This is a genomic window from Citromicrobium bathyomarinum (assembly GCA_001306305.2).
GTDB classification, from domain to species: domain Bacteria; phylum Pseudomonadota; class Alphaproteobacteria; order Sphingomonadales; family Sphingomonadaceae; genus Alteriqipengyuania; species Alteriqipengyuania bathyomarina.
Genome location: CP155577.1, coordinates 589,478 through 612,078 on the forward strand (window position 1 = coordinate 589,478; position 22,601 = coordinate 612,078).

22 protein-coding genes are annotated in these 22,601 nt (G+C 64.4%); 13 read left to right on the top strand and 9 right to left on the bottom strand.

The features are described 5' to 3' along the window. Positions 1 to 50: 50 nt before the first annotated feature. From VO57_003000 to VO57_003055, 12 genes are all read left to right on the top strand, one after another. A complete protein-coding gene (locus VO57_003000) occupies positions 51 to 707 on the top strand; it encodes a hypothetical protein (protein ID XBL70322.1) in 657 nt (218 codons plus the stop codon). Beyond that, complete coding sequence (locus VO57_003005; protein XBL70323.1) at positions 707 to 1,909, top strand: glycosyltransferase family 4 protein; 1,203 nt, start codon at positions 707 to 709, stop codon at positions 1,907 to 1,909. Before VO57_003000 ends, VO57_003005 begins: the two co-directional genes overlap by 1 nt. A 197-nt stretch (positions 1,910 to 2,106) precedes the next feature. Beyond that, on the top strand, positions 2,107 to 2,790 hold the full coding sequence (locus VO57_003010) for a class I SAM-dependent methyltransferase (protein XBL70324.1): 684 nt from the start codon (positions 2,107 to 2,109) through the stop codon (positions 2,788 to 2,790). Between the two features lie 211 nt (positions 2,791 to 3,001). Next, positions 3,002 to 4,156, top strand: a complete 1,155-nt coding sequence (locus VO57_003015) for an N-acetyl sugar amidotransferase (protein ID XBL70325.1) — start codon at positions 3,002 to 3,004, stop codon at positions 4,154 to 4,156. Then, a complete protein-coding gene (gene hisH / locus VO57_003020) occupies positions 4,153 to 4,767 on the top strand; it encodes an imidazole glycerol phosphate synthase subunit HisH (protein ID XBL70326.1) in 615 nt (204 codons plus the stop codon). The genes VO57_003015 and hisH overlap by 4 nt, the downstream gene beginning before the upstream one ends. Positions 4,768 to 4,773: 6 nt before the next feature. After that, a complete protein-coding gene (locus VO57_003025) occupies positions 4,774 to 5,565 on the top strand; it encodes an AglZ/HisF2 family acetamidino modification protein (GenBank protein ID XBL70327.1) in 792 nt (263 codons plus the stop codon). Between the two features lie 20 nt (positions 5,566 to 5,585). Next, on the top strand, positions 5,586 to 6,626 hold the full coding sequence (locus tag VO57_003030) for a polysaccharide biosynthesis protein (protein XBL70328.1): 1,041 nt from the start codon (positions 5,586 to 5,588) through the stop codon (positions 6,624 to 6,626). Next, on the top strand, positions 6,623 to 7,732 hold the full coding sequence (locus VO57_003035; protein ID XBL70329.1) for a capsular polysaccharide biosynthesis protein CapF: 1,110 nt from the start codon (positions 6,623 to 6,625) through the stop codon (positions 7,730 to 7,732). The genes VO57_003030 and VO57_003035 overlap by 4 nt, the downstream gene beginning before the upstream one ends. A 13-nt stretch (positions 7,733 to 7,745) precedes the next feature. Further along, positions 7,746 to 8,870, top strand: coding sequence for a UDP-N-acetylglucosamine 2-epimerase (non-hydrolyzing) (gene wecB / locus VO57_003040; protein ID XBL70330.1), 1,125 nt, complete (start codon positions 7,746 to 7,748; stop codon positions 8,868 to 8,870). A gap of 115 nt (positions 8,871 to 8,985) precedes the next feature. Next, entirely contained in the window at positions 8,986 to 9,720 is a 735-nt protein-coding gene (locus VO57_003045) for a class I SAM-dependent methyltransferase (protein XBL70331.1), read from the top strand. 19 nt (positions 9,721 to 9,739) lie between these two features. Then, on the top strand, positions 9,740 to 11,056 hold the full coding sequence (locus tag VO57_003050; protein ID XBL70332.1) for a glycosyltransferase family 4 protein: 1,317 nt from the start codon (positions 9,740 to 9,742) through the stop codon (positions 11,054 to 11,056). After that, complete coding sequence (locus VO57_003055; protein ID XBL70333.1) at positions 11,049 to 11,537, top strand: WbuC family cupin fold metalloprotein; 489 nt, start codon at positions 11,049 to 11,051, stop codon at positions 11,535 to 11,537. The genes VO57_003050 and VO57_003055 overlap by 8 nt, the downstream gene beginning before the upstream one ends. Here VO57_003055 and VO57_003060 read toward each other — a convergent pair. The 4 genes from VO57_003060 to VO57_003075 all read right to left on the bottom strand — a co-directional run bounded on the left by VO57_003060 (position 11,530) and on the right by VO57_003075 (position 17,356). After that, on the bottom strand, positions 11,530 to 12,807 hold the full coding sequence (locus VO57_003060) for a hypothetical protein (protein ID XBL70334.1): 1,278 nt from the start codon (positions 12,805 to 12,807) through the stop codon (positions 11,530 to 11,532). The genes VO57_003055 and VO57_003060 overlap by 8 nt on opposite strands. Next, entirely contained in the window at positions 12,800 to 15,046 is a 2,247-nt protein-coding gene (locus VO57_003065; GenBank protein XBL70335.1) for a polysaccharide biosynthesis tyrosine autokinase, read from the bottom strand. The genes VO57_003060 and VO57_003065 overlap by 8 nt, the downstream gene beginning before the upstream one ends. Positions 15,047 to 15,097: 51 nt before the next feature. Then, on the bottom strand, positions 15,098 to 15,670 hold the full coding sequence (locus tag VO57_003070) for a polysaccharide biosynthesis/export family protein (GenBank protein XBL70336.1): 573 nt from the start codon (positions 15,668 to 15,670) through the stop codon (positions 15,098 to 15,100). Between the two features lie 240 nt (positions 15,671 to 15,910). Continuing rightward, positions 15,911 to 17,356 carry an O-antigen ligase family protein gene (locus VO57_003075; GenBank protein XBL70337.1) on the bottom strand — a complete coding sequence of 482 codons (1,446 nt, stop codon included), beginning with the start codon at positions 17,354 to 17,356 and terminating at the stop codon, positions 15,911 to 15,913. 53 nt (positions 17,357 to 17,409) lie between these two features. Here VO57_003075 and VO57_003080 point away from each other — a divergent pair, with 53 nt between their 5' ends. After that, positions 17,410 to 17,877 (top strand): hypothetical protein, encoded by a 468-nt coding sequence (locus VO57_003080; GenBank protein ID XBL70338.1) that lies wholly within the window; start codon positions 17,410 to 17,412, stop codon positions 17,875 to 17,877. A 23-nt stretch (positions 17,878 to 17,900) separates the two neighbouring features. Here the strand turns inward: VO57_003080 and fabI are convergent, their stop codons facing one another. From fabI to VO57_003105, 5 genes are all read right to left on the bottom strand, one after another. Next, positions 17,901 to 18,704, bottom strand: coding sequence for an enoyl-ACP reductase FabI (gene fabI, locus VO57_003085; protein ID XBL70339.1), 804 nt, complete (start codon positions 18,702 to 18,704; stop codon positions 17,901 to 17,903). Further along, positions 18,701 to 19,735, bottom strand: a complete 1,035-nt coding sequence (locus tag VO57_003090; protein ID XBL70340.1) for a YihY/virulence factor BrkB family protein — start codon at positions 19,733 to 19,735, stop codon at positions 18,701 to 18,703. Before VO57_003090 ends, fabI begins: the two co-directional genes overlap by 4 nt. Before the next feature lie 7 nt (positions 19,736 to 19,742). Continuing rightward, positions 19,743 to 20,693 carry a J domain-containing protein gene (locus tag VO57_003095; GenBank protein XBL70341.1) on the bottom strand — a complete coding sequence of 317 codons (951 nt, stop codon included), beginning with the start codon at positions 20,691 to 20,693 and terminating at the stop codon, positions 19,743 to 19,745. A 74-nt stretch (positions 20,694 to 20,767) separates the two neighbouring features. Further along, on the bottom strand, positions 20,768 to 21,580 hold the full coding sequence (locus VO57_003100; protein XBL70342.1) for a class I mannose-6-phosphate isomerase: 813 nt from the start codon (positions 21,578 to 21,580) through the stop codon (positions 20,768 to 20,770). Beyond that, the gene (locus VO57_003105; GenBank protein ID XBL70343.1) at positions 21,577 to 22,593 is read right to left on the bottom strand and encodes a mannose-1-phosphate guanylyltransferase; all 1,017 of its coding nucleotides are present in this window, start codon (positions 22,591 to 22,593) and stop codon (positions 21,577 to 21,579) included. The genes VO57_003100 and VO57_003105 overlap by 4 nt, the downstream gene beginning before the upstream one ends. Positions 22,594 to 22,601 lie beyond the last annotated feature (8 nt).

A 22,601-nucleotide genomic window follows, 5' to 3' on the forward strand; every position in this document is an offset into this window, starting at 1 on the left:
ACCAGCTGATATCTCCCAACTACTTTTGAAGACAGGCTCTTATCGCCTACATGGTCGATGCTCAGAAAGCCGCGCTCGCGCTGCCTGTGCTCATGATCGCGATGTACTACGCGCTACGTTACGCCCCGAACGTGGCGAAGCTGTTCACCGTCCCGATCCTGTTCCTGGCATTTCTAACGCTGGTCTGCATCGTTTTGCGGAGCACGGAGGTTGGCTTTGCGCTTCAATCGGTGTTTTTCACCCGCGGGATTGCCATCCCTTCGCTGACCCTGGTGCAGTATTACGACCTGTTTTCCACCTACGGATATACATGGTGGAGCAATATTACCGGGCTGTCGCTGGTTCTGCCGGCGCCGCCGGCATTCGCCAACGACCCGTCATGGCCCGCGCTCGGCCAGATCGTGGGCGATCACTACTATGGCGCGAGCATCAACCTGAACGCCAACGCAAACCCCTATTCGGGTGAGGGGCTCGCCGCAGGCGGGCTTGTCGGCCTGCTGGTGATTGGCGTGATTATGGCGGCTTTCCTACGGGTCTACGACCTGTGCGTTGCCGGATGGGATCGCCTGTTCGTGCTGCTGATCGCGGTGCCGGTGGGCTTCGCGCTGAGCAACGCGCACCTCAGCACCGTGCTGGTATCCTTCGGGCTCGCCGCCTGGCTGCTGATTTTCGCCTTCTACAAACCGGGCAGGGGTGGGTGGCTCTGATGAGGATCTTCATGCTGTGCGATTTCTTCAACGAGGAACTCGAATATCAGGAAAATCATCTCGTCGATTATTACCGCCGGCACGGCCACGAGGTGATCGTGGTGTGCTCGCTCTACGAGAACGTGTTCGACTATTACACGGACAAGAAGGTCGGCGGGCCGGGCCGCGATTACGAGGTCAACGGTGCGCGGATCGTTAAGCTGCCCTATCGCTACAACATTCTCAACCGCATGCGCGCCTACCCGAAGATCGATGGGTTGCTGGAGGAATTCGAGCCCGACCTGATCTTCGTCCACGACATCATGCTCAACCTGCCGGAATGCATCGCCTATGTGAAAAAGCATCCGCAGACCAAGATGATCATGGACTATCACGCGGATTATTCGAACAGCGGCAAGAACTGGGTCTCGCTGAAGATTCTGCACGGAGTGCTGCGCAAGCGCTTCCTCGACAAGGCGCGCCCGCATCTCTCGATGATCTATCCCATCGTCCCCGCCGGGTTCGACTTCCTGAACGAGGTCTATGGCGTCCCGCGCGACGAGATGAGCCTGCTGCCGCTGGGAACGGACCTGGAATATGGCGCGCAGGTTCACGCTTCAGGGGCGGGCAGGGCAATCCGGCGCGAACTGGGCATCGCGCAGAGCGACTTCGTCATCTTCACCGGTGGCAAGCTGACCCCTTTCAAACGGACCGAAACGCTGGTCGAGGCGGTTAACGCGCTGGATCGTGCCGATGTGCACCTGCTGGTGGCGGGTGCGGCAGGCCCCAACGAAGCGGAGTATTTCGCCGGGCTCGAACAGATGGCCCAAGGCAATCCGCGCATCCATTTCCGCGGCTGGCAGGACAAGCTGGGCGTCTACCGCCATCTCGACGCGGCGGACATCGCGGTGTTTCCCGCCAGCCAGTCGATCCTGTGGCAGCAATCGATCGGCATGGGACTGCCCGTGATCGTGGGCGACCGCTCCGAATTCATGGTCCCGTCCGATGCCAGCTACCTCAACCGCAACGGCAATCTCATCGTGCTCGACCATGAAGAGGATACCGCCCCCCAGATCGAGCGACTGCTGCGCGGCCTGATCGAGGATCGCGAAGCGCTCGCGAAAATGGCCGAAGGCGCGCGCCGCACGGCTGCCGAGATGCTCGACTGGAATAAGCTGATAGACGAGACGCTACGCCATGTGCCTGAGGAGGTAAGGTCCTAACAATGACACCCGCAAACGACGCTCGAACCGGAACGGGCACACATCGCTCTCTTATCGAGATTCCATGCCCCTACTGCTCAGGGACAAGCCATTCTTTCTGGGCCGAAGAGCGCGGATATACCGTGGTCCGGTGCGACGGTTGCCGTTTCCTGTATCTCAACCCGGCGCCACCACCCGAAAGCGTCTCGGAAGCCGTGATGACGGGTTTTCACCACGATGAGGCTGGCGATCTCGATGTGAGGGCGCATCGCAGCGAAAAGAAGGTCGATCATTACGAGGCCATCATCAAGACCATGTTCGCGGACAAGTGGAGCAGCGAACAGCCGATCCACTGGCTCGATATCGGCTCTGGCTATGGCGAAATCATCGAGGCGGTTTCACGGCTGGCGCCGAAAGGCAGCACGATCGAGGGGATCGAGCCGATGAAGCCAAAGGCCGATGCCGCGCGCGAGCGCGGCCTCACCGTTACCAATGATTATCTGCGGCGCGATCATCCCAAGGTCGACATCGCGTCTTCGATCGACGTGTTCTCTCACATCCCGGACTATCGGGCCTTCCTCGCGGACGTGGTGGCAGTACTGAAGCCGGGCGGCGAATTTCTGATCGAAACGGGCAACCTCGCCGACGTCGACGAGCGCTCACAGTTTCCGTTCGAACTTGGGGTTCCCGATCACCTGACCTTCGCCGGACGCGCGCACCTCGAGGGCCTCCTCGACGAGGCCGGCTTCGAAGTGGTGACTGTACAGGAACGCCGCGTCGACGACTTGATGGGCGCGGCCAAGAATCTGGTGAAGATCCTCATCGGTCGCCCGGGCGTGCTTTCGGTCCCCTACCAGTCGAAGTATCGGCAGCTGGTGATCAGGGCGCGCTTGCGCGAGTGAAGGACGCTGGCGGCTTGCGTTTACGGTTCTTCGTCGGGAAAAAGGTCTTGGCGATGAAGAAGAAATCGATCCGCAGGGTCGGTCCGCGAGAGCCGAAGGCGCACTGGTGATGCCGCATTGCGCCATGGCCGGGCGACCACCCATTGAGGGGTTGGTTCACCCGGCCTTGTCCGCTATCAGCCCGCCGAACATCCCTTGAGGTTTCCCGAACATGTCCGAGATCTCCGCCCAGGCGCGGCCCTACCAGATATGCACGAACTGCATCATGGACACGAGCGATTCGAAGATCGTGTTCGATGAAAACGGTGTGTGCGAATACTGTAACAACTACTACAGCAATATTCTGCCCAACTGGCACACCGACGAGCGTGGCGAGCGCGAGATCATGGCGCAGATCGAGAAGATCAAGCGCGACGGCGAGGGCAAGGATCACGACTGCCTGATCGGCCTCTCCGGTGGGGTCGATTCCAGCTACGTCGTCCACCACGCGAAGGAAAAGTTCGGCCTGCGCCCGCTGCTCTACCACGTGGATGCCGGATGGAACTCCCAGCAGGCGGTCAACAATATCGAAAAGCTGGTCGATGGGCTCGACCTCGACCTGTACACCGAGGTCGTCAACTGGCCCGAGATGCGCGACCTCCAGCTCGCCTTCTTCAAGGCGCAGGTGCCGCATCTCGACACCCCGCAGGACCACGCCTTCTTTGCCGGGCTGTACAACTTTGCGGCCAAGAACAAGGTCAAGTACATCCTGACCGGCGCGAACTATTCGACCGAATGCGTGCGCGAGCCGCTCGAATGGCATTATCACGCGTCGGACTTGCGCCAGCTGAAGGACATCCACAAACGCTTCGGCACGCGTCCGCTCAAGACCTTCCCTCTCGCAGGGATCTTCAAGTTCAAGATCTACTACCGCTACGTGCACGGCGTGCAGGTGGTGAAGCCCTTGAACTACATGCCTTACCACAAGGAACAGGCGATCGAGGAGCTGGTCGGCATCTACGGCTGGCAGCGCTATGCCCACAAGCACTATGAATCGCGCTTCACGCGTTTCTACGAAGGCTACTGGCTGCCGAGCAAGTTCGGTTACGACAAGCGCCGCGCGCACTTCTCCTCGCTGATCCTGACCGAGCAGATGAGCCGCGAGGAAGCGCTCGAAAAGATCGCGATCCCCGCCTACACACCGGAGCAGATCGCCGAAGACTTCGAATATATCGCGACCAAGCTGGGCCTTACGGTCGAAGAGCTGCAGGCGCTTCACGACGGTCCGAACAAGACCCACTTCGACTACAAGAACAACACTGCCTTGATCGATCTGGGCACCACGGTGATGCGCAAGCTTGGCCTGCAACGTTCGGTGATGCGTTGATCACCATCGTCGACTACGGCCTCGGCAATATCGCCGCCTTCCTGAACATGTACAAGCGCCTGAACATTCCGGCGCGGGCGGTTCAGACGGCGGCGGAGCTGGCAACGGCGGAGCGGATCGTGCTCCCCGGCGTGGGCGCGTTCGACTATGCGATGGACCTGCTCGATGCATCGGGCATGCGTGAAACGCTCGACGAGATGGTGACGCAGAAGAAAGTCCCCGTGGTAGGCATCTGCGTCGGCATGCAGATCCTCCTCGATGGCAGTGACGAGGGCACGCGCGAAGGGCTCGGCTGGGTGCCCGGGCGGACCCGCGCCTTTGCCACTCGCAACGATATGGAAGGCCTGCCGCTGCCGCATATGGGCTGGAACGACGTGACGCCGGGCAGCGGGCGCGTGCTGTTCGATGCGCTGGACGAAGATCCGCGCTTCTACTTCCTCCATTCCTATTACGTCGAGCCGGCGGAGCAGTCCGATGTCGCGGCGACCGCGCATTACGGGTTCGACTTCGCCTGCGCGATCCATCGCGACAATGTGTGGGGCGTGCAGTTCCACCCGGAAAAGAGCCACCATTTCGGCGCCGCCGTGCTGAAGAGCTTTGCGGAGCTGTAAGACCAGATGCTGCGTCCCCGGATCATCCCCTGCCTGCTGGTGCACGAAGGCGGCCTCGTGAAGACGGTCGGCTTCGGCAATCCGAAATATGTCGGCGACCCGATCAATGCGGTGAAGATCTTCAACGAGAAGGAAAGCGACGAGCTGATCGTCGTCGATATCGACGCGAGCGTGACCGGCGCGGAGCCCGATTTCCAGATGATCGCGCACCTGGCCGCCGAATGCCGCATGCCGCTGTGCTATGGCGGCGGGGTGAAGACTGCGGCGCAGGCCAAGCGGATCGTCAGCCTGGGCGTGGAAAAGGTTGCGGTCAGCGCCGCAGCGGCCGAGCGCCCGGCACTGATCGGCGAAATGGCCAACGAGGTCGGCCGCCAGAGCGTGGTCACCGTGATCGACTACAAAAAGCGGCGGCTGCGCGGCGGCTACGAAATGGTCACCCACAACGCGACCCGCAACGCCAAGCGCGATCCGGTGGAATTCGCGATCGAAGCCGAGGCGCAGGGCGCGGGCGAGATCGTGCTCAACTCGGTCGACAATGACGGCAAGATGACCGGTTACGACCTGACGCTGGCCAAGCAGCTGCGCGAGAAGGTCGATGTGCCGATTACAATTCTGGGCGGGGCTGGGTCGCTCGACGATATTGCCGAGGCGATCCGCGAAATGGGCATCATCGGCCTGGCGGCGGGCAGCCTGTTCGTATTCAAGGGCAAGCTGCGCGCGGTGCTGATCAGCTATCCGCAGCCCGATGCCAAGGAACAACTCATCCGCGACGCCATGGCGGCGCGCGGGCAAGCGTAAGCCGAGGGGACACGCGAGACATGTTTACCGACAAGACCCTGCTGATCACGGGCGGGACCGGCTCTTTCGGCAATGCCACGCTGCGCCGGTTCCTGGATTCCGACATCAAGGAAATCCGCATCTTCTCGCGCGACGAGAAGAAGCAGGACGATATGCGCAAGGCCTATGCCAGCGACCGGCTCAAGTTCTACCTCGGCGACGTGCGCGACGAGGCGAGCGTTTCCGCAGCGATGCGCGGGGTCGACTATGTGTTCCACGCCGCTGCGCTGAAGCAGGTGCCGAGCTGCGAATTCTACCCCATGCAGGCGGTTAAGACCAACGTGATGGGCACGGAGAACGTGCTGCGCAGCGCGATCGATGCCGGGGTCGAACGGGTGGTGTGCCTGTCGACCGACAAGGCGGTCTACCCGATCAACGCGATGGGCATTTCCAAGGCGATGATGGAAAAGGTCATGGTCTCCTCCTCGCGCAATCTCGAAGGCTTCGACACGACCATCTGCGGCACCCGCTATGGCAATGTGATGGCCTCGCGCGGGTCGGTGATCCCGCTGTTCGTACGCCAGATCCTCGATGGCAAGCCGATCACCATCACCGACGATCAGATGACCCGGTTCATGATGACGCTCGACGATGCGATCGAGCTGGTCCTCTACGCGTTCGAGCATGGCAATAATGGCGATATCTTCGTCCAGAAGGCACCCGGTGCGACGGTCGGGATCCTCGCCGAGGCGCTGCGCCAGATGCTTGGCAAGCCGGAGCACGAGATCCGCATCATCGGCACCCGCCATGGCGAGAAGCTGCACGAATCGCTGCTCAGCCGCGAAGAGCGCGCGGTGGCCGAGGATCTGGGCGAATATTACCGCGTGCCCCCCGACGGGCGCGACCTCAACTACGAAAAGTTCGTCGACGAGGGCGAGAAGCGCCTGAGCACGGGCGAGGAATACAACTCGCACAACACCCACCAGCTCGACGTCGAAGGGATGAAGCAGCTGCTGATGAAGCTGCCCTTCATCGTCCGGCTGGTGAATGGCGAAGACGCCGAGATGGAGCTGCTGGGATGAGCATTGCGCTGGTGACCGGGGCCGAGGGCTTTATCGGCCGCAACCTCACGATCCGGCTGGGCGAGCTCGGCCACGAAGTGATCCCGATCGGGCGCGGCCACGATGCGTCCGATCTCGCCGACGCGGCGAAACGCGCCGGTTTCGTGTTCCATCTGGCAGGTGTGAACCGGCCGCAGGACCCGGCGGACTTCGCGACCGGCAACCGCGATTTTACCAGTGAGGTGTGCGAAGCGCTGGCCGCAGCGGGCAACACCGCGCCGATCGCCTATACCTCCTCGATCCAGGCCGCTGCCGACAATCCCTATGGGGAGAGCAAGCGCGGGGCCGAGCAGGCGCTGGAGCGCCACGGCGAGGCAACCGGCGCGCCGGTGCTGATCTATCGCCTGCCCAACGTGTTCGGCAAATGGGCGCGGCCCAACTACAATTCCGCGGTTGCGACCTTCTGCCACAATATCGCGCACGGGCTTGAGATCACGGTCAACGATCCCGCCGCGCCGCTGCGGCTGGTCTATGTCGACGATGTGGTCGCCGCTTTCGCCGCGCTGCTTGAAGACGGCGCCAAGCGGGACAGCGGTTTTCACGAAGTTCAGCCTGTTTACGAGACCACGGTGGGCGAGGTCGCGGAGACGATCCGCAGCTTCCCCGGCAGCCGCGATACGCTGGTCTCTGCGCGCGTGGGCACCGGGCTCACCCGCGCGCTCTATTCGACCTACCTGAGCTATCTCGAGCCCGAGCAGTTCAGCTACGGCCTGCCGATCCATGCGGACCCGCGCGGAGCCTTCGTGGAGATGCTCAAGACGCCCGATGCCGGGCAGTTCTCCTACTTCACCTCCGGCCCGGGCGTGACCCGCGGCGATCACTACCACCACACCAAGGCGGAGAAATTCCTGGTCATCCAAGGCACCGCCCATTTCGGCTTTCGCCATATCGTCACCGGCGAAACCTACGAGGTGGTGACGAAGGGCGGCGAGGCCAAGATTGTCGAGACCATTCCAGGCTGGACGCACAATATCACCAATATCGGCGAGGACGAGCTGATCTGCATGCTCTGGGCGAACGAGATTTTCGATCGCGACCGGCCCGATACCATCGCCGAGAAGGTTTGAGATTATGGGCAAGATGAAGGTCATGACGGTCGTCGGGACACGGCCCGAGATCATCCGCCTGTCGCGCGTACTGATCGCGCTGGATGAGGCGTGCGAGCATATTCTGGTCCACACCGGGCAGAACCACGATTATGAGCTGAGCCAGGTCTTCTTCGACGATCTGGGCATCCGCAAGCCCGACCATTTCCTCCACGCAGCCGTCGCCGGAGCGCCGGTCGCGACGATCGGCAACATCATGATCGGGATGGAAAAGCTGCTCAAGGAGGTCCAGCCCGAAGCGCTGCTGGTGCTGGGCGACACGAACAGCTGCTTGTCCGTCCTCCCCGCCAAGCGCGCCAAGATCCCGGTGTTCCACATGGAGGCGGGCAATCGCTGCTTCGACCAGCGCGTGCCGGAGGAAATCAACCGCCGGATCGTGGACCACACCGCCGATATCAACCTGACCTACAGCGATATTGCGCGTGAATACCTGCTCGCCGAAGGCCTGCCGCCCGATCGCGTGATCAAGACCGGCAGCCCGATGTACGAGGTGCTGCACGCCTATATGGACCGGATCGATGCGTCCGACGTGCTCGACCGTCTCGAGCTCGAGGAGCACGAGTACTTCGTGGTCAGCGCGCACCGCGAGGAGAATATCGAGAGCGATGCGAACTTCCTTCGGCTGGTCGCGATCCTCAACCGGATCGCCGAAACCTACGACCGGCCCGTGATCGTCTCGACCCATCCGCGCACCCAGAACCGGATCGACCGGGCGGGGGTGGAATTCCATCCCAACGTGCGCCTGCTAAAGCCGCTGGGCTTCCACGACTATGTGCGGCTGCAGAAATCGGCCCGCGCCGTGCTGTCGGACAGCGGCACGATCACCGAGGAATCCTCGATCCTCAACTTCCCCGCGCTCAACATCCGCGAGGCGCACGAGCGGCCCGAGGGGATGGAAGAAGGCACCGTGATGATGACCGGGCTCAGCATCGACCGGGTCGAGCAGGGCCTCGAAATCATCGCCTCGCAGGCGCGCGGCGAAGAGCGCGATCTGCGGCTGGTGGCGGATTATTCGATGCCCAACGTCTCGGCCAAGGTGGTGCGGATCATCCATTCCTACACCGATTACGTGCGCCGCACGGTCTGGAAGGAATACTGACGCGCAGGCCGACGCCGGGCCGCCTGCATGGACTCGCAGGGGCCGGGGGCATATATCGACCTGCGACACGCGGCGGAGCGGGGCCGATAATCACGCCGCGGAGCAAGGAAATCCGATGAACGAGATGGTGACGCAGAAGAAGCTGGCGGATGCCCAGATCGAAGCCTTCTACCACGACGAATTCGTCGAGGATCAGGTGCGCGACTTCGGCAACCTCAACGACGCGGATTCGGGCGGCAAGGCGATCGTCGATATCGGCGGCGGCTGCGGCTTCTTCGCGCGCAGCCTGAGCGACGTCCATGGCTATCGCACCCGCGTGCTCGACATGGACACCCGCTCGGTCGCGAAATGCCACGAGATCGGCGTCGACGCCGAACTGGGCGATGCGCTTGCCCCGGAGCCGACCGGCGACGAGGACGTGGTCTGCTTCAACCTGATCCTCCACCACCTCGTCGGCAAGAACGAGGCGGAGACGCGCCGCCTGCAGATCCAGGCGCTCAAGGCGTGGCACGGCAAGGCCCGGCGCGTGTTCGTGAACGAATATATCTACCAGAGCTTCGTCCCGCACCTGAGCGGGCGGTGGATCTTCGAAATCACCTCGAGCAGCCTGCTGTCGGCAGTGGGCAGCGCGATCGGCAAGGTTGTACCCGCACTGCGCGCCAACACCTTCGGCGTCGGCGTGCGCTTCCGCTCCAACGAGCAATGGCGCGAGCTGTTTGCCGAAGCGGGATACAAGGTCGTGGGCCATGCCGAAGGCAAGCCAGAGCCGATCTCGCCGCCGCTGCGCGGTCTGCTGATCAAGACGATCCGCCGCGACAGCTACCTCCTTGAGCCGATCCCCGCCGCCTGACACGCAAAGGGGGCAAGCGATGAACGATATCCGCCATCCGGCGGCCCAAGGAGCGGCTGATGTCCCCGCGGATGACGCCCGCAAGCTGAAGATTCTCATCCTCAGCCAGTATTTCTGGCCCGAGGGTTTCCGGGTGAACGACCTCGCCAGCGAACTGATCGCGCGCGGCCATGAGGTCACCGTGCTGACCGGCCTGCCGAACTATCCGGATGGCGAGGTCTTCCCCGACTTCCGCGAGAATCCCGAGAAATACGCCAGCTTCGAAGGAGCCCCGGTGCACCGCGTGCCGGTGATTCCGCGCGGGAACAGCAGCCTGAAGCTGATGCTCAACTATATTAGCTTTGCACTTTCAGGCACGATCTTCGGCCCAGGCAAGCTGCGCGGTCAGCGCTTCGACGCGATCTTCGTCTTCCAGACCTCGCCGATCACCTCGGCGCTGCCCGCGCTGTGGATCGGCTGGCGCAAGCGCGCGCCGGTGCTGATGTGGGTCCTCGACCTGTGGCCCGATACGCTCTCCGCCATCGGGGTGGTCAAATCGCCCGCGCTGCTGGGGCTGGTCGGCAAGCTGGTCAGCTTCATCTACAAGCGCTGCGCCCGCATCCTCGTCCAGTCGCGCGCCTTCTACGACAATGTCGAGCGCTATGCGGGCGGCACGGACACGATCCGTTATTTCCCCGGCTGGCCCGAGCCCGTGTTTCAGAACGCGGTCGACGGGCTCGCCCCTCCGCCCGAGCTCTCTCCCTATGCGGATGACTTCAAGGTGATGTTCGCCGGTAATCTGGGCCAGGCACAGGACATTCCGGCGATCATCGAAGCAGCCGACGTGCTGCGTGACGAGCCGGGCCTGCGCTGGATCATCGTGGGCGACGGGCGTGCGGGCGAAGATGCGCGCGCCGAGGTCGCCAAGCGCGGGCTGGGGGACAAGGTGATCTTCGCGGGCCGTCACCCGCTCGAACGCATGCCATCCTTTTTCAGCGCCGCCGACGCGCTGCTGGTGACGCTGCGTGACGAGCCGATCTGGTCGATGACCATCCCCGGCAAGGTCCAGTCCTACCTCGCCTCCGGCCGCCCGCTGCTCGGCATGTTCAACGGCGAAGGCGGGCGCGTCATTCGTGAGGCCGAAGCCGGGATGACTGCACCCGCCGGCGACTATTGCACGCTGGCAGACAATGTCCGCACAATGATGCGCATGTCGCGTGAAGAGCGCGCCGAGCTTGGCAGGAACGGGCGTGCCTACGCGCAGGCCCATTTCAACCGCGCTGCGTTAATCGCCAGTCTGGAAGAATGGATTGTCGAACTTGGTGACAAGACGACTGTGGAGCGACAGCATGCCTAATCTCGCCGATCTCACCCCTGCCTTCCTCGACGAGTTGAGCGAGGCGGCGCTCCGGTCCGACCGGCGGCGGATGCACTATTGCATCCACGCCGACCACTCCGACCCGGTGCAGATGATGGTCAATGCGGTTGCGCCCGACAGCTACATCCGCCCGCACCGCCATAGCCTCGATCCGAAAGTCGAGCATCTGAGTGCGCTGCGCGGAACCTTTGCCTGTTTCGTATTCGACGATGCGGGAGAGGTCCTGTCCAGCAAGATTTTCGGCGAGCACGGCGATGCGCCTTTCGGCATTACCCTGCCGCCCGAGGCATGGCACACGGTGGTCGCGCTGGATGATGGCGCGATCCTGCTCGAAGTGAAGCAGGGCCCGTTCCGGCCCGAACTGGCGAAGGAGCCTGCCGACTGGTCGCCCGAGGAAGGCACGGCGGAAGGTGCCGCGCTGATCGAGCGGCTGCGCGCCGGGCTTCCCCCGCTCAGTTAGAGCCCGCGCCGACCCGCGTGATCGTGGGGCTGGCGAAGGACGTGTTCTGTGCCTGGAATCCGCTCGACTGGCGCGCCGTGAGCGTCAGCGTCTGCTGCGGGCAGTCGGCGGGCACGGTGAAGGCTGTGCGATAGGCCTGCGTGCCCTGTCCTTCGGCGAGGTCCACCATCGCGAAGGGCTGGCCATCCGTGCAGGCGATTTCCCAGCGATAGGCGGAACGATCGCTTCCCTGCGGCGCCTCGAAGCTGCCCGCAAGGCGATAGCGGCCCGGGGCGAGCCGCAATGCCTGACTGGCGACCGCACCCGATGATGATGGGACCTTGCTCACGTCGAGGACGTAATCGTCCCCCGAACGGATAATCGTGGGCAGGATGCCCGTCGGTTCGTCCAGCTTCCAGTCGAAGGATGTCGAATAGGCCCGCGTCTGGCTGAAGGGCCGGATCGTGCCTGGCTTCCGGTTGATCCGGCTGGTGTAGTAATCCCAGGCGTCCTGGCGGAAGCCCCGGTTGTACAGGTTGGTCGCAAGCAGCTGATCGGCGGGATAGGCGATCTTGGTGCCCGCACGCCGCAGTTCTTCGACCAGCAGCGCGATATCCTTGGGGTTACTGGCGCTCATCGCCGCAACGTTGATGAAGTTCTGACCCCATGGTGGGTTGCTGCGAAACAGGCGGATGAGTTCCTTGCGCACCAGCGGCTCGCTCGCCGCACTGGCCAGCGTCGGGAAGAGGACGTCGGTTGCGTTCTCTTCGGTCCGAAGCGCGAGGTCGTAGTGCTCCAGCGCGCCGCGGATGTCGCCCCGCATGGCCGCCTGCTCGATCGCCCAGATATGCGCGCGGGTCTCGCGGCGCGACATCCGCAGCGCATAGGCGAATGCTTCGTCGGTTTGTGCCGGTTGGTTGTTGAGCTGGCTCGCAAGGCCGATCGCGACCGCAGCGTCGACCGCAGTCGGGTCTTGCTCCAGCGCGCGCGCCGCGACTTCGCGAAAATTGGTCGGACGATCACCTTGGATCGGGTTTGACACCTCGGAGAGGGCAAAGCGGCCCGCGATCACTGGATTGGACGGATCGACCGCATAGGCGAGATCGATCGACCGTCGCGCCATCGCCGAACCCAGCGAATAGACCCCGCTGGCCACGCCGCTCAGCACTGCGAGGGCAGCAATGACGTAACGGGTCCGTCTGCCCAGCGGCAGCGAAAAACCGGACGCGGAAGCTCCACCCGCGGCCGAGGCACTCGCTTTCGCGGTGCGAGCTGGTTTGGCGTCAGGCACTCTTGCCTTCGTCCTCCTTGCCGTATGAGTATCCGTATTCGTAGCCGTAGGAATAACCGTAGGCGGATTTCTTGGCTTCGAACTTGGTGAGGAGGGCGCCGAAGATGCGGATGTTGGCGGAGTTCAGGCGTCCGATGGCGTTCTTGACGAGGCCGGCGCGGATATTGTGGGATTCGACCACGTAGAGCACGCCTTCGACATGGGTTGCGATGAGCGGCGCGTCGGCGAGGCCCATGACCGGTGGCGAGTCGATCACGACATGGTCGTAGGTTTCCAGCAGGCGGCGCATCAGCAGGTCGAGGCGGTTGCCGGTCAGCAGTTCGGCGGCGTTGGGCGGGATCGGACCGGCCGACATCGCGGTGAACCCCAGGTGGGTCATCGGGAAGGTCATGGTCTCGATCTCGTCGTCGCCGGCGAGGAAGTTGGACAGGCCGCGATCGTGATCGACCCCGCCCAGCTGGTGGACCGAGGGTGAGCGCATGTCGCCATCGACCAGGATCACGCTCTTGCCCGCACGCGCCAGCGTGGTGGCAAGCGCCAGCGAACTGGTCGACTTGCCTTCCGCAGGCCGGGTCGAGGTGACCGCGAACGAGCGCGGCACGCCGTGTTCGGTGGTGAAGCCCAGGTTGGTGAACGCGGCGAGATAGGCATCGACCAGGCTCGACTTGCGATCGAGCAGCGCCTCGTCCGGACGCCCCTCGGCAACCGTGGGGATCGTGCCCAGCAGCGGCAGGCCGAGCTTGCGGCGCACCTCCGTGGGATCGGTGATCGCCTCGTCGATCTGTTCGAGCAGGAAGGCCAGCGCCGCGCCCAGACCCGCGCCCACGATCAGCGAGAGCAGGATGTTCATCAGCAGGTTGGGGCTGGAGGGGGCCTGCGGGACATCGGCCGGATCGATGATCGAGACATTGTTGACCCCGACCCCGCCGGCAACGCCGATCTCCTTGAAGCGCTGCAGCAGCCCGTCATAGAGCGCGCGGTTGGTATCCACCTCCTGCTGGTAGATATTGTACTGGATCGAGCGGCGACGCAGGTCGAGATAGTCCGCCTTGAGGCGATTGACCCGCGCCTGGAGCGTCTGTTCGCGCTCCAGCGCGGCGCGGTAATCGCCCTGCAGCGAGCCCGAGACGCGCGCTTCCTCGCGTGCGATCGCCCGGTCGAGCTCGTCGATCTGCGATTGCAGCGCGCGCGCCTGCGGATAGCCCGGCTCGAACCGGACCATCAAAAGCTCGTACTGGCCGGCCAGATCGGCGCGCTTCTCGCGCAAGTTGTTGATCGCCGGGTTGGACAGCGATTCGGTGGAGGAGGAGCCGCCGCCCGCCTGGCGTGCGCGCGCCTCGGCCTGGATCCGGTCGGCGGTCGCCTCGGTCAGCGCGGCGTTGAGCGCGGCCAGATCGTCGGCCACGATCGAGCGTTCCTGCGTGCGCCCGTCGGCCCCGGGCTGTGCGGGCAGGTTGATGATCTCCTCGCTCGAGGCGTAGGTCACCAGCTGGCGCTGGGACTCATCGAGGCGTTCCTTGTAGTCGGCCAGCTGCGCCTGCAGCTGGTCGCGCCCGTAGGAGGTCGCCTGGACCTTGCGCTCGAGGTTGGACTGGATGAAGTTTTCCGCCCAGCTGTTCGAGACCCGCGCGGCAAAGGCGGGATCGGGCCCGGTAAAGCTGATGTCGACCAGCCGCGAGAGGCGCGCGGGCGCAACGCTGATATTGGCGAGCAGGATCTCGCCCGCGATCCGCTGACGGTCCTGGCGGCCCTGCGCGGTGTAGCGCCCGTTATCGAGCGCGAAGGCGGGGTCGTCTCCGCCTTCCACGCCGTAGGATGCGAAGAACTCGGGATTGTCGATCAGGCCCAGCTGGCCTGCCACCCGCTCGGCCAGGGTGCGCGCGCGCAGCAGGCCGTACTGGGTCTGGTAGAACTCCTGGTCGGAGATGGAGACCTCGCGCTCGACCCCTTCGAAGTTGGTCACCTGGCTGCCTTCGCGCGAGATCTCGATCGTCGCGGTGGCGGTGTATTGCGGGGTCATCAGCAGGGTCGCGACCAGGCCCAGCGCAACGCAGGCCGCGATCGAACCCAGGATCAGCCAGCGCCAGCGCTGCGCGATCCGCAGGTAATGCTGCACGATCGAGGGCCCATCGCCCTCGCCCGGCTGGCCCGCCTGCACGCCCAGCGGATTGCCGCCACCCTGCGGGGGCTGGTCGGAAGGGCCGGACTCGCTGCCGAACCGGGAGGCCTGGATGTTCATGCTCGGCTAAAACCTTGTTGCAGGCGCACGATTGCGCGCGCCCGGAAAAACCTACTGCAAAATCGTGACCAGCGGCGATGCCAGCAGCGGCGCCACCGTCAGGAAGTCGCGGAACAGACGTCGCTGGGGGGAGTCGCCCACCACCACGATGTCGTTGGCGTAAATCGCGGGGTCGTCGTACAGCCCGCGCTCGATCGCCTCAAGGCTGTAGAGCCCGGCCATCCGCCGGCCGTTGACCGTGCGCAGGATCACCACCTCGTCCTTGCGCGCAAACTCGCTCGTCCCGCGCGCCGCCGCGATCGCACGCAGCAGCGTCGTCTGGTTGGTCACCGGATACAGGCCCGGGGTCTCGACCTCGCCCGACACGGTCACCACCTGGCTGACCGAGTTGACGATGTTCACCGTCACCTCCGGATCGCGCACGTAACGCGCATCCAGCGCCCGCTCCACATCCATCGCCAGCTCGCCCGCGGTCTTGCCGCCAGCCTCGACCGTGCCCAGAAACGGCAGCGCAATCCGCCCGCTCGCATCCACCTGCACATCGCGCGTGAACTCGGGATAGTTGAATACCTCGATCCGGATCGTGTCCAGCGGACCAATCAGCGCAGGACGATCCGGCGCCACTAGATCATCCCGATTGGGAATAGGCAGCCCATCCGCAGCCTCCACCACCGTCATACGGTCCGTCGATACCAACGGCTCACGAGAACCGCACCCCGACAAAACCAGCACACACAATAGCAATATCAATCGATGCATTATCTGCCTCTGGCGTGAATGGTCGAGTGGAAGAAATCCGGGCAGACCCGATGCGCCCCCAGACTGGCGGCGCAGATAGGCCTAAACGCTATTCCGGTAAAGTGCTCATTGGGAAGGGTTCGTGTTTCGCCGCCGGGTGCCACCGCCGGACTTGCGCTTGCCTGAACCGGATTTTCCGCTGCCGGCGATGCGCTCTTCGCGCGGGTATCCGCCCGCCAGCCAGACCGCCGCGATCGCGCCCAGCGCCATGATGATCGGCGTGCGCGCGGGGTAATCGACGAAGCTGGCCGCGAACACCAGCAGCAGCATCCACGATCCCAGCACCGCCAGCCCGCGCCCGGCAATCCATGCGCGCACGCTGGCATAGGCCCACCAGCCGATCCCCACCACCAGCAGCAGTGCTCCCAGTACACCGCCTTCGAGCACCACCTGCAGGAAATCATTATGCGCAAGGTTGTAATAGCGGAACTGGAGCATCGCGTCGGGCTCGGCGATGCGGAAGACCGGATCGAAAGTGCCGAAGCCGCTGCCCACGGGGGCGAATGTGGCAGCCATCATCGACACCACCCCGGAGAGATCTTCGCGCGCATCGCCGGAGATCGATGCGGAGCCCAATCTTTCGAAGGACTCTGCCCGTCCGAGCACGACGCTCGCGACAACCAGGCCGATCAGGATCGCCGCGCCCACAAGCAGCGCGGATCGTGGAATCTTCGGCGCATTGCCGCCCGGGATGACAAAGACCGAGGCGCCCGCCACCAGTGCAAGCGCGCCAAGTGCCAGACCGGCGCGCGACCCCGTGGCGAGGATCACCAGCACCATCAGCACGATGGAGAGCCCGCCACCGCCCAGCGCGAAAGCGGGAGAGAAATGGCCCCGGCGAACGCCGCGCGCCGCGACGAAAAACACGGCGACAATCGCCATGGCGAGCATCAGCGCCTGATGGTTGCGGTTGGCGAACACCCCGCTTGCCTCGCCCGCGCTGTCGTTGATCAGCGGGTGGTCGAGGCTGATGCCGGAAAATTCTCCGAGCCCGACAAGCAGTGAGAGCACAGCCATAACAATCAGAGCCTGTACGATGCGCCACTGCGCCTTTTCGGGCAGGTAGGCAGCGAAGGCGACCGCTGCGACCGGTACTACCAGCGACATCAAGGCGTTCATCGTACCCGGAGGCGAAAGGCTGATCGGCCGCCATGGCTGTGTGCCAAGCCCGGCGACATCGGCGGCGTCCAGAAACAGGTCGCGCCCCGGCATGGCGGTCCACAATCCCGGCGGCAGGGGGATCAGCTGCACCGCGACCAGCAGCGCTGCGCCGGCGAGCAGGATCAGCGGCATGCCCAGCTTGAAGTGCGTCGGCCGAGCCTTGAGCACGAAGAACACCAGCACGGCCCAGGTGCCCACGCGGGTAACCATCTGGCCCAGCGCATCGGCGCGCGACGCGCCGCCGGCCAGCCAGACAATGGCGAGCAAAACCAGCAGGCACACGAAGGCGAGGCTTTCCGGGCCGCCGCTACGTTCGAACGGAAGCCAGGATTTCAGAACATTGCGCTTCATTTTGAAATTGTTTCCGTCCGGGGTATGCGACGCGCGTCTTTAGGGAAGTTTCAATGATCAAGCGAATCATGCTGCTGGTTGCAGCCTTGGGATGTCAGGCATGCGGCCAGGAGACCATCGAGCCGTACAAGGTCGATAGCTTCGCCGGTCGTGAAATTCCAGCGGCGCAAAAGAAGGCTGCCCAGGCGCTCTCGATCGGCAACGCGTCTGCGCTGACCTATTCGGACAGCCCCTATACCCAGGCGGTGCTGTGCGATGTGGCGACCGACACCGTGCTGGGCCCCTATCGCAATTCCGCCCAGCTCGACCAGACGCAGCAGGCGGCGATGGGGCAGTTGCTCGAGCTGTTCGACAAGCGGGTGCAGACCCAGGCACGCGAAGCGCAAAAGAGCGCGAGCGAACTGGCGCAGGATCGCGAATCGCTGGCCGAGCAATTAATGCCTACCCGCCCGGCCAAGGCGAAGGTCGCGCTTGCCTGTATTCGTGAGATCGAAGGCTTCGGCGACCTCCCCGGGATCTAGCCCCGGGATCTGGCCCAGGGAAGCTAGCCGAGCGCGATATCGGGCGCGTCTTCCTGCTTCATCCCGACGACGTGGTAGCCCGCGTCGACATGGTGGACCTCGCCGGTGACGCCCGATGACAGATCGCTCAGGAAATAGAGGCCCGAGCCACCGACATCTTCGATCGTGACATTGCGGCGGAGCGGGGAGTTGAGCTCGTTCCACTTGAGGATGTAGCGGAAATCGCCGATCCCGCTGGCGGCCAGCGTCTTGATCGGCCCCGCGCTGATCGCGTTCACCCGAATGTTGTCCGGCCCCAGATCATTGGCGAGATATTGCACGCTGGTTTCCAGCGCGGCCTTGGCGACGCCCATCACGTTGTAATGCGGGATGACCTTTTCCGCGCCGTAATAGGTGAGCGTCAGGATGCTGCCGCCATCAGGCATCATCGCCGCCGCACGCTTGGCCACCGCGACCAGCGAATAGGCCGAGATGTTCATGGTCATGAGGAAATTGTCGAGGCTGGTGTCGACATATTTGCCGCGCAGCTCGCTCTTGTCCGAAAAGCCGATCGCGTGGACCACGAAATCGAGGCTGTCCCAGTGGCCCTTGAGCGTCTCGAACGCGGTGTCCAGATTGTCCATGTCGCTGACATCGCACGGGAACACGATTTCCGAGCCGAGCTGCTCGGCCAGCGGGCGGACCCGCTTTTCCAGTGCCTCGCCCTGATAGGTGAAAGCCAGCTGCGCGCCCTGCGCGGCGCAGGCCTTGGCGATGCCCCAGGCGAGCGACTTGTCGTTGGCGAGCCCCATGATGAGCCCCCGCTTGCCTTCCATCAGACCGGTCATGGTTTCTCCTTTTCGTATCCCAGCGCCTCTGGCGCGATCCGCGGCTCGTGCGCGCTCATCGTCGCCAGCCGCTCTTCCTCTGGCGTCTCTGCGAGCGCCGCGTTCAATTGCGCCCCGATAACGACGCCGAGCCCTACCAGCCAGAAAAACAGCAGCGTGATGATGATTCCGGCGAGCGAACCATAGGTGAGGTTGTAGCTGAAAAAGCTGCGCAGCACCTGCGGCAGCGCGACCGTCACGCCGACCCACCATAAGGTGACCGCCAGCGCGCCGGGCCATTTGGGATAGCGTTTCTTGCGGTACTGGCCGGGCGTCAGCACGTAGAACAGCGCGTAGAAAGAACCGAACAGGCCGAAACCGGGGACGAAGCGCGCCAGTGCCAGCTTGCCCAGCGCATCGCTGAGGGGCGGGAAATAGGCTGCAATGATTTGCTGCGCCGTGCCGATCATCACCTGCGCGATTAGCGAAAGCATCAGCACGATGACCGCCGCGATGATGATCCCGGTGGAGGCGAGGCGGTACCGCCAAAAGGCCTGGGTCGCCTCGGTGCCGTAGGACCGGCGCAGCAGGTCGCGAATCGTTTCGATCAGGCTGCCCACGGTCCACAGGCCCAGCAGCCCGCCCGCCCACAGCAGCCAGCCCTGCCGCGCGTCGATCACGTTGCGCGCCACGGGCTCGATCACCTCCGCCACAACCGGCGGCATCGCGAGCAGGAGGGCGTTGATGCTGGCCGCGCGCTCGCTGCTCTCGCCGAACGCGGCGAAGATTGCCGCACCGGTGATGAAGAAGGGAAAGATCGCGAGCATCGCGAGATAGGCAAGGTTGCCCGCGTAGAGGAAGCCGTCGTTGAACGTGCCCACCAGCACCCGGCGCGCAACCTCGTAGGAGCGGAAATACTTGTGTTCCGGCGCGCCGCGCGAGGTCCGCAGGGCCTGCGCCTCACGCCGCCGGTCTTCGGGGGTCAGCGAGTGGATCTGCCGGTTTTCAGGGTCGGGAAGCGCCTGTCTGAGGCGCGGAATGAGGCGGCCCATCGCCACCTCAGGTGCTCAGGTCCGCGCGTGGATCGCTTGCGTCGGTCCATCCCTCGAGTGCTTGCTGAAGCGGGCCGATATCCTCGGGCAGGACGATCTGGATCGTTACCAGCTGGTCGCCGCGGCCACCGGTCTTGCGGGAGAAGCCCTTGCCCGACAGGCGCATGGTCGTGCCGCCGCTGGTACCCGGCTTGATCGTCAGCATGACCGGCCCGTCGACCGTGGGCACGCGGACCTTGCCGCCGCGAACCGCCTCGCTCAGCGTGATCGGCAGTTCGAGCCGGACGCGGTCACCGTCGCGTTCGAAATGGGGGTGCTTGTCGATTTCGACCGTGACCAGAGCATCGCCTGCGCCGCCGGGCCCCTGTTCGCCCTTGCCGCGCAGCCGCATCTGGGTGCCGCTCTCGACCCCGGCGGGCAGTTTCAGGTCGATCGTCTTGCCGTCGGACAGGGTGATCCGCTGATCGATCAGCCTTGCCGCATCGACGAAGGGCACGCGCAGGCGATAGGCGATGTCCGCACCCTTGCGCGGGGGTGCGCTGCGCGAGCCGAAGCCGCCGCCTCTGGCGCTCCCGCCGCCCATCGGCCCGGTCCGGCCGCCGCCGAACAGGCCTTCGAACAGGTCGCCCAGATCCACGTCTTCACCGCCGAAGCCGCGAAAATCCTGGTTCGAATAGCCGCCGCGCGGCCCTGCGCCGCTGCCGCCGAACCCGCCGCCACCGAAGGGATTGGTCGGATTGCCTTCGAGGTCGATCTCGCCGCGATCGTAGCGGGCACGCTGTTCCTTGTCGGACAGCAGATCATAGGCCTTGGTGATGTCGGAAAAGCGCTCGGCCGCCTTGGGATTATCCTTGTTGCGGTCGGGATGCAGCTGCTTTGCGAGCGTGCGATAGGCGCTCTTGATCTCCTTTTCGGACGCACTGCGCCCGATGCCGAGGATGTCGTAAGCGTCTGCCATGAGCTGCTAGCTAGAATTCGCACCGGGTCCGCGCAAGGCGCTTGGCGACATAAGCCGGGTTACGCACAGCACAATCAGGCATTTGCAACGCGGGTCTCCTCGACCAGAATGGCACTCGCGTCGGGTCGCAGCGCAAGGCCGCGCAGCCCGCGCGCAAGCGTACAACTGCCCACGGGCAGCGGCTGTTCGTCCAGCGTGACTCCGTCGGACAGCGGCAGGACCAGGCACTCGCGCCCGAAACGCCGTTCGGGCAAAGCGGCAGAACCGGTGAGTTTCGCGACCCGGAAAAATGGCCCGTCGATGAGTTCGGCATAGTCACCGCTCGTCTCCCCGGCACGGGTCAGCAGAGCGTCGTCGAACGGCTGACGCCGGGCGACCCGCAGCGCCTCTTCGAGATGCAGGTCGCGCGGGCGCCCGTAATCGTACAGGCGATAGGTCACATCGCTGTTCTGCTGCACCTCCAGCAGGCTGATGCCCGGGCCGATCGCGTGGATCGTGCCGGCGGGGATTGATACGAAATCGCCCGGCTGCACTTCGAGCCACCGCACCGCGCTCTCGATCGATCCGTCGAGCGCGCATGCACGCAGTTCGTCCACGCTCATCGTCCGCTCCAGCCCGACCGCGATGGTCGCGCCGGGCTGCGCATCGAGGATGTACCAGCACTCGTTCTTGCCGCGCTGGCCCGCCGGGGCCTGCGCATCGTCGGGGTGGACCTGCACCGACAGGGCGGCATCGGTGAAGATGAATTTGACCAGCAGGCTGTCGAGCTCGGGCGGCGGATCGAACCATATTTCGCCCAGCGGCTCTTCGCCCGGATTGGTGAAAGGCGCAGGCGGCATCTGCCGACCCCACACCTTGTGCACCAGATGGGCCGGGAGCGTCCTCATGAGAGAGAGGCTCCGTCCAGCTTGCCGACATCCTGCGCCGCATCGGCCCGCATGACGAGAATTTCGTCGCCGTCGACCACCACGATCACGTCGTCCAGCCCAACCACCGATACCCGGGGCCCGTCGCTGTCGACCATCACTCCGCTGCAATCGAGCAGTTCGTAGGGCCCGCGAGAGGCGCCTCCGCGCGCCTCGCGCAGAGCATTCCAGCTGCCGATATCGGACCAGCCCATGGAGACGGGGACCATCGCTGCATGGGCGGTGTTTTCCATCACTGCGTAATCGATCGATTCGCTGCGGATCGTCTCGAACACGTTGGCATCGGGGCGGAACAGCGCCCCGTCCTCGGCGCCCTGCGCCACCGCAGCCTCGCACAGGGCCGCCATTTCCGGTCGGTGCCTGCGCAGCTCTTCCAGAAATACGTCGCGGCCGAAGGCGAAGATGCCGCCATTCCAGCTATAGCGGCCATCGGCGAGGAACCGCTGCGCTGTGGCAAGGTCGGGCTTCTCGACGAACGCGTCGAGCCGGAAGCCGTCTGCGAGCGCTTCCCCCCGCTTAAGGTAGCCATAGCCGGTGTGGGGCTTGCTCGCCTCGATACCGAAGGCCACCAGCGAGCCCTGCTGCGCCAGCTGTGCTGCGGTGCGCGCGGCCTCGCGGAATGCGCGCGCGTCGGCAATGTAATGGTCGCTGGGGCAGACCAGCAGGACGCTTCCCTCCGGTGCGCGCAGCGCGGCCAGCGCGATCGCGGGCGCGGTGTTGCGGCCTATCGGTTCGGCGATAATCGCAAGCTCTCCGCCGCCCTGCTCGCGCACCAGCGGCACGTGTGGCTCGCCCGCCACCACCATCGCAGGCGCGAATTGATCGGGATCTGCCACCCGGTCGAGCGCCTGCTGGAACAGCGTCCGCTCTCCCAGCAGCGGCAGGAAGGGTTTGGGCCGGGCAAGGCGAGAGCGCGGCCAGAGGCGTGTGCCTCCGCCGCCGCACAGGATCACGGGCTTGATTAACGCCGACATGGCCGGGT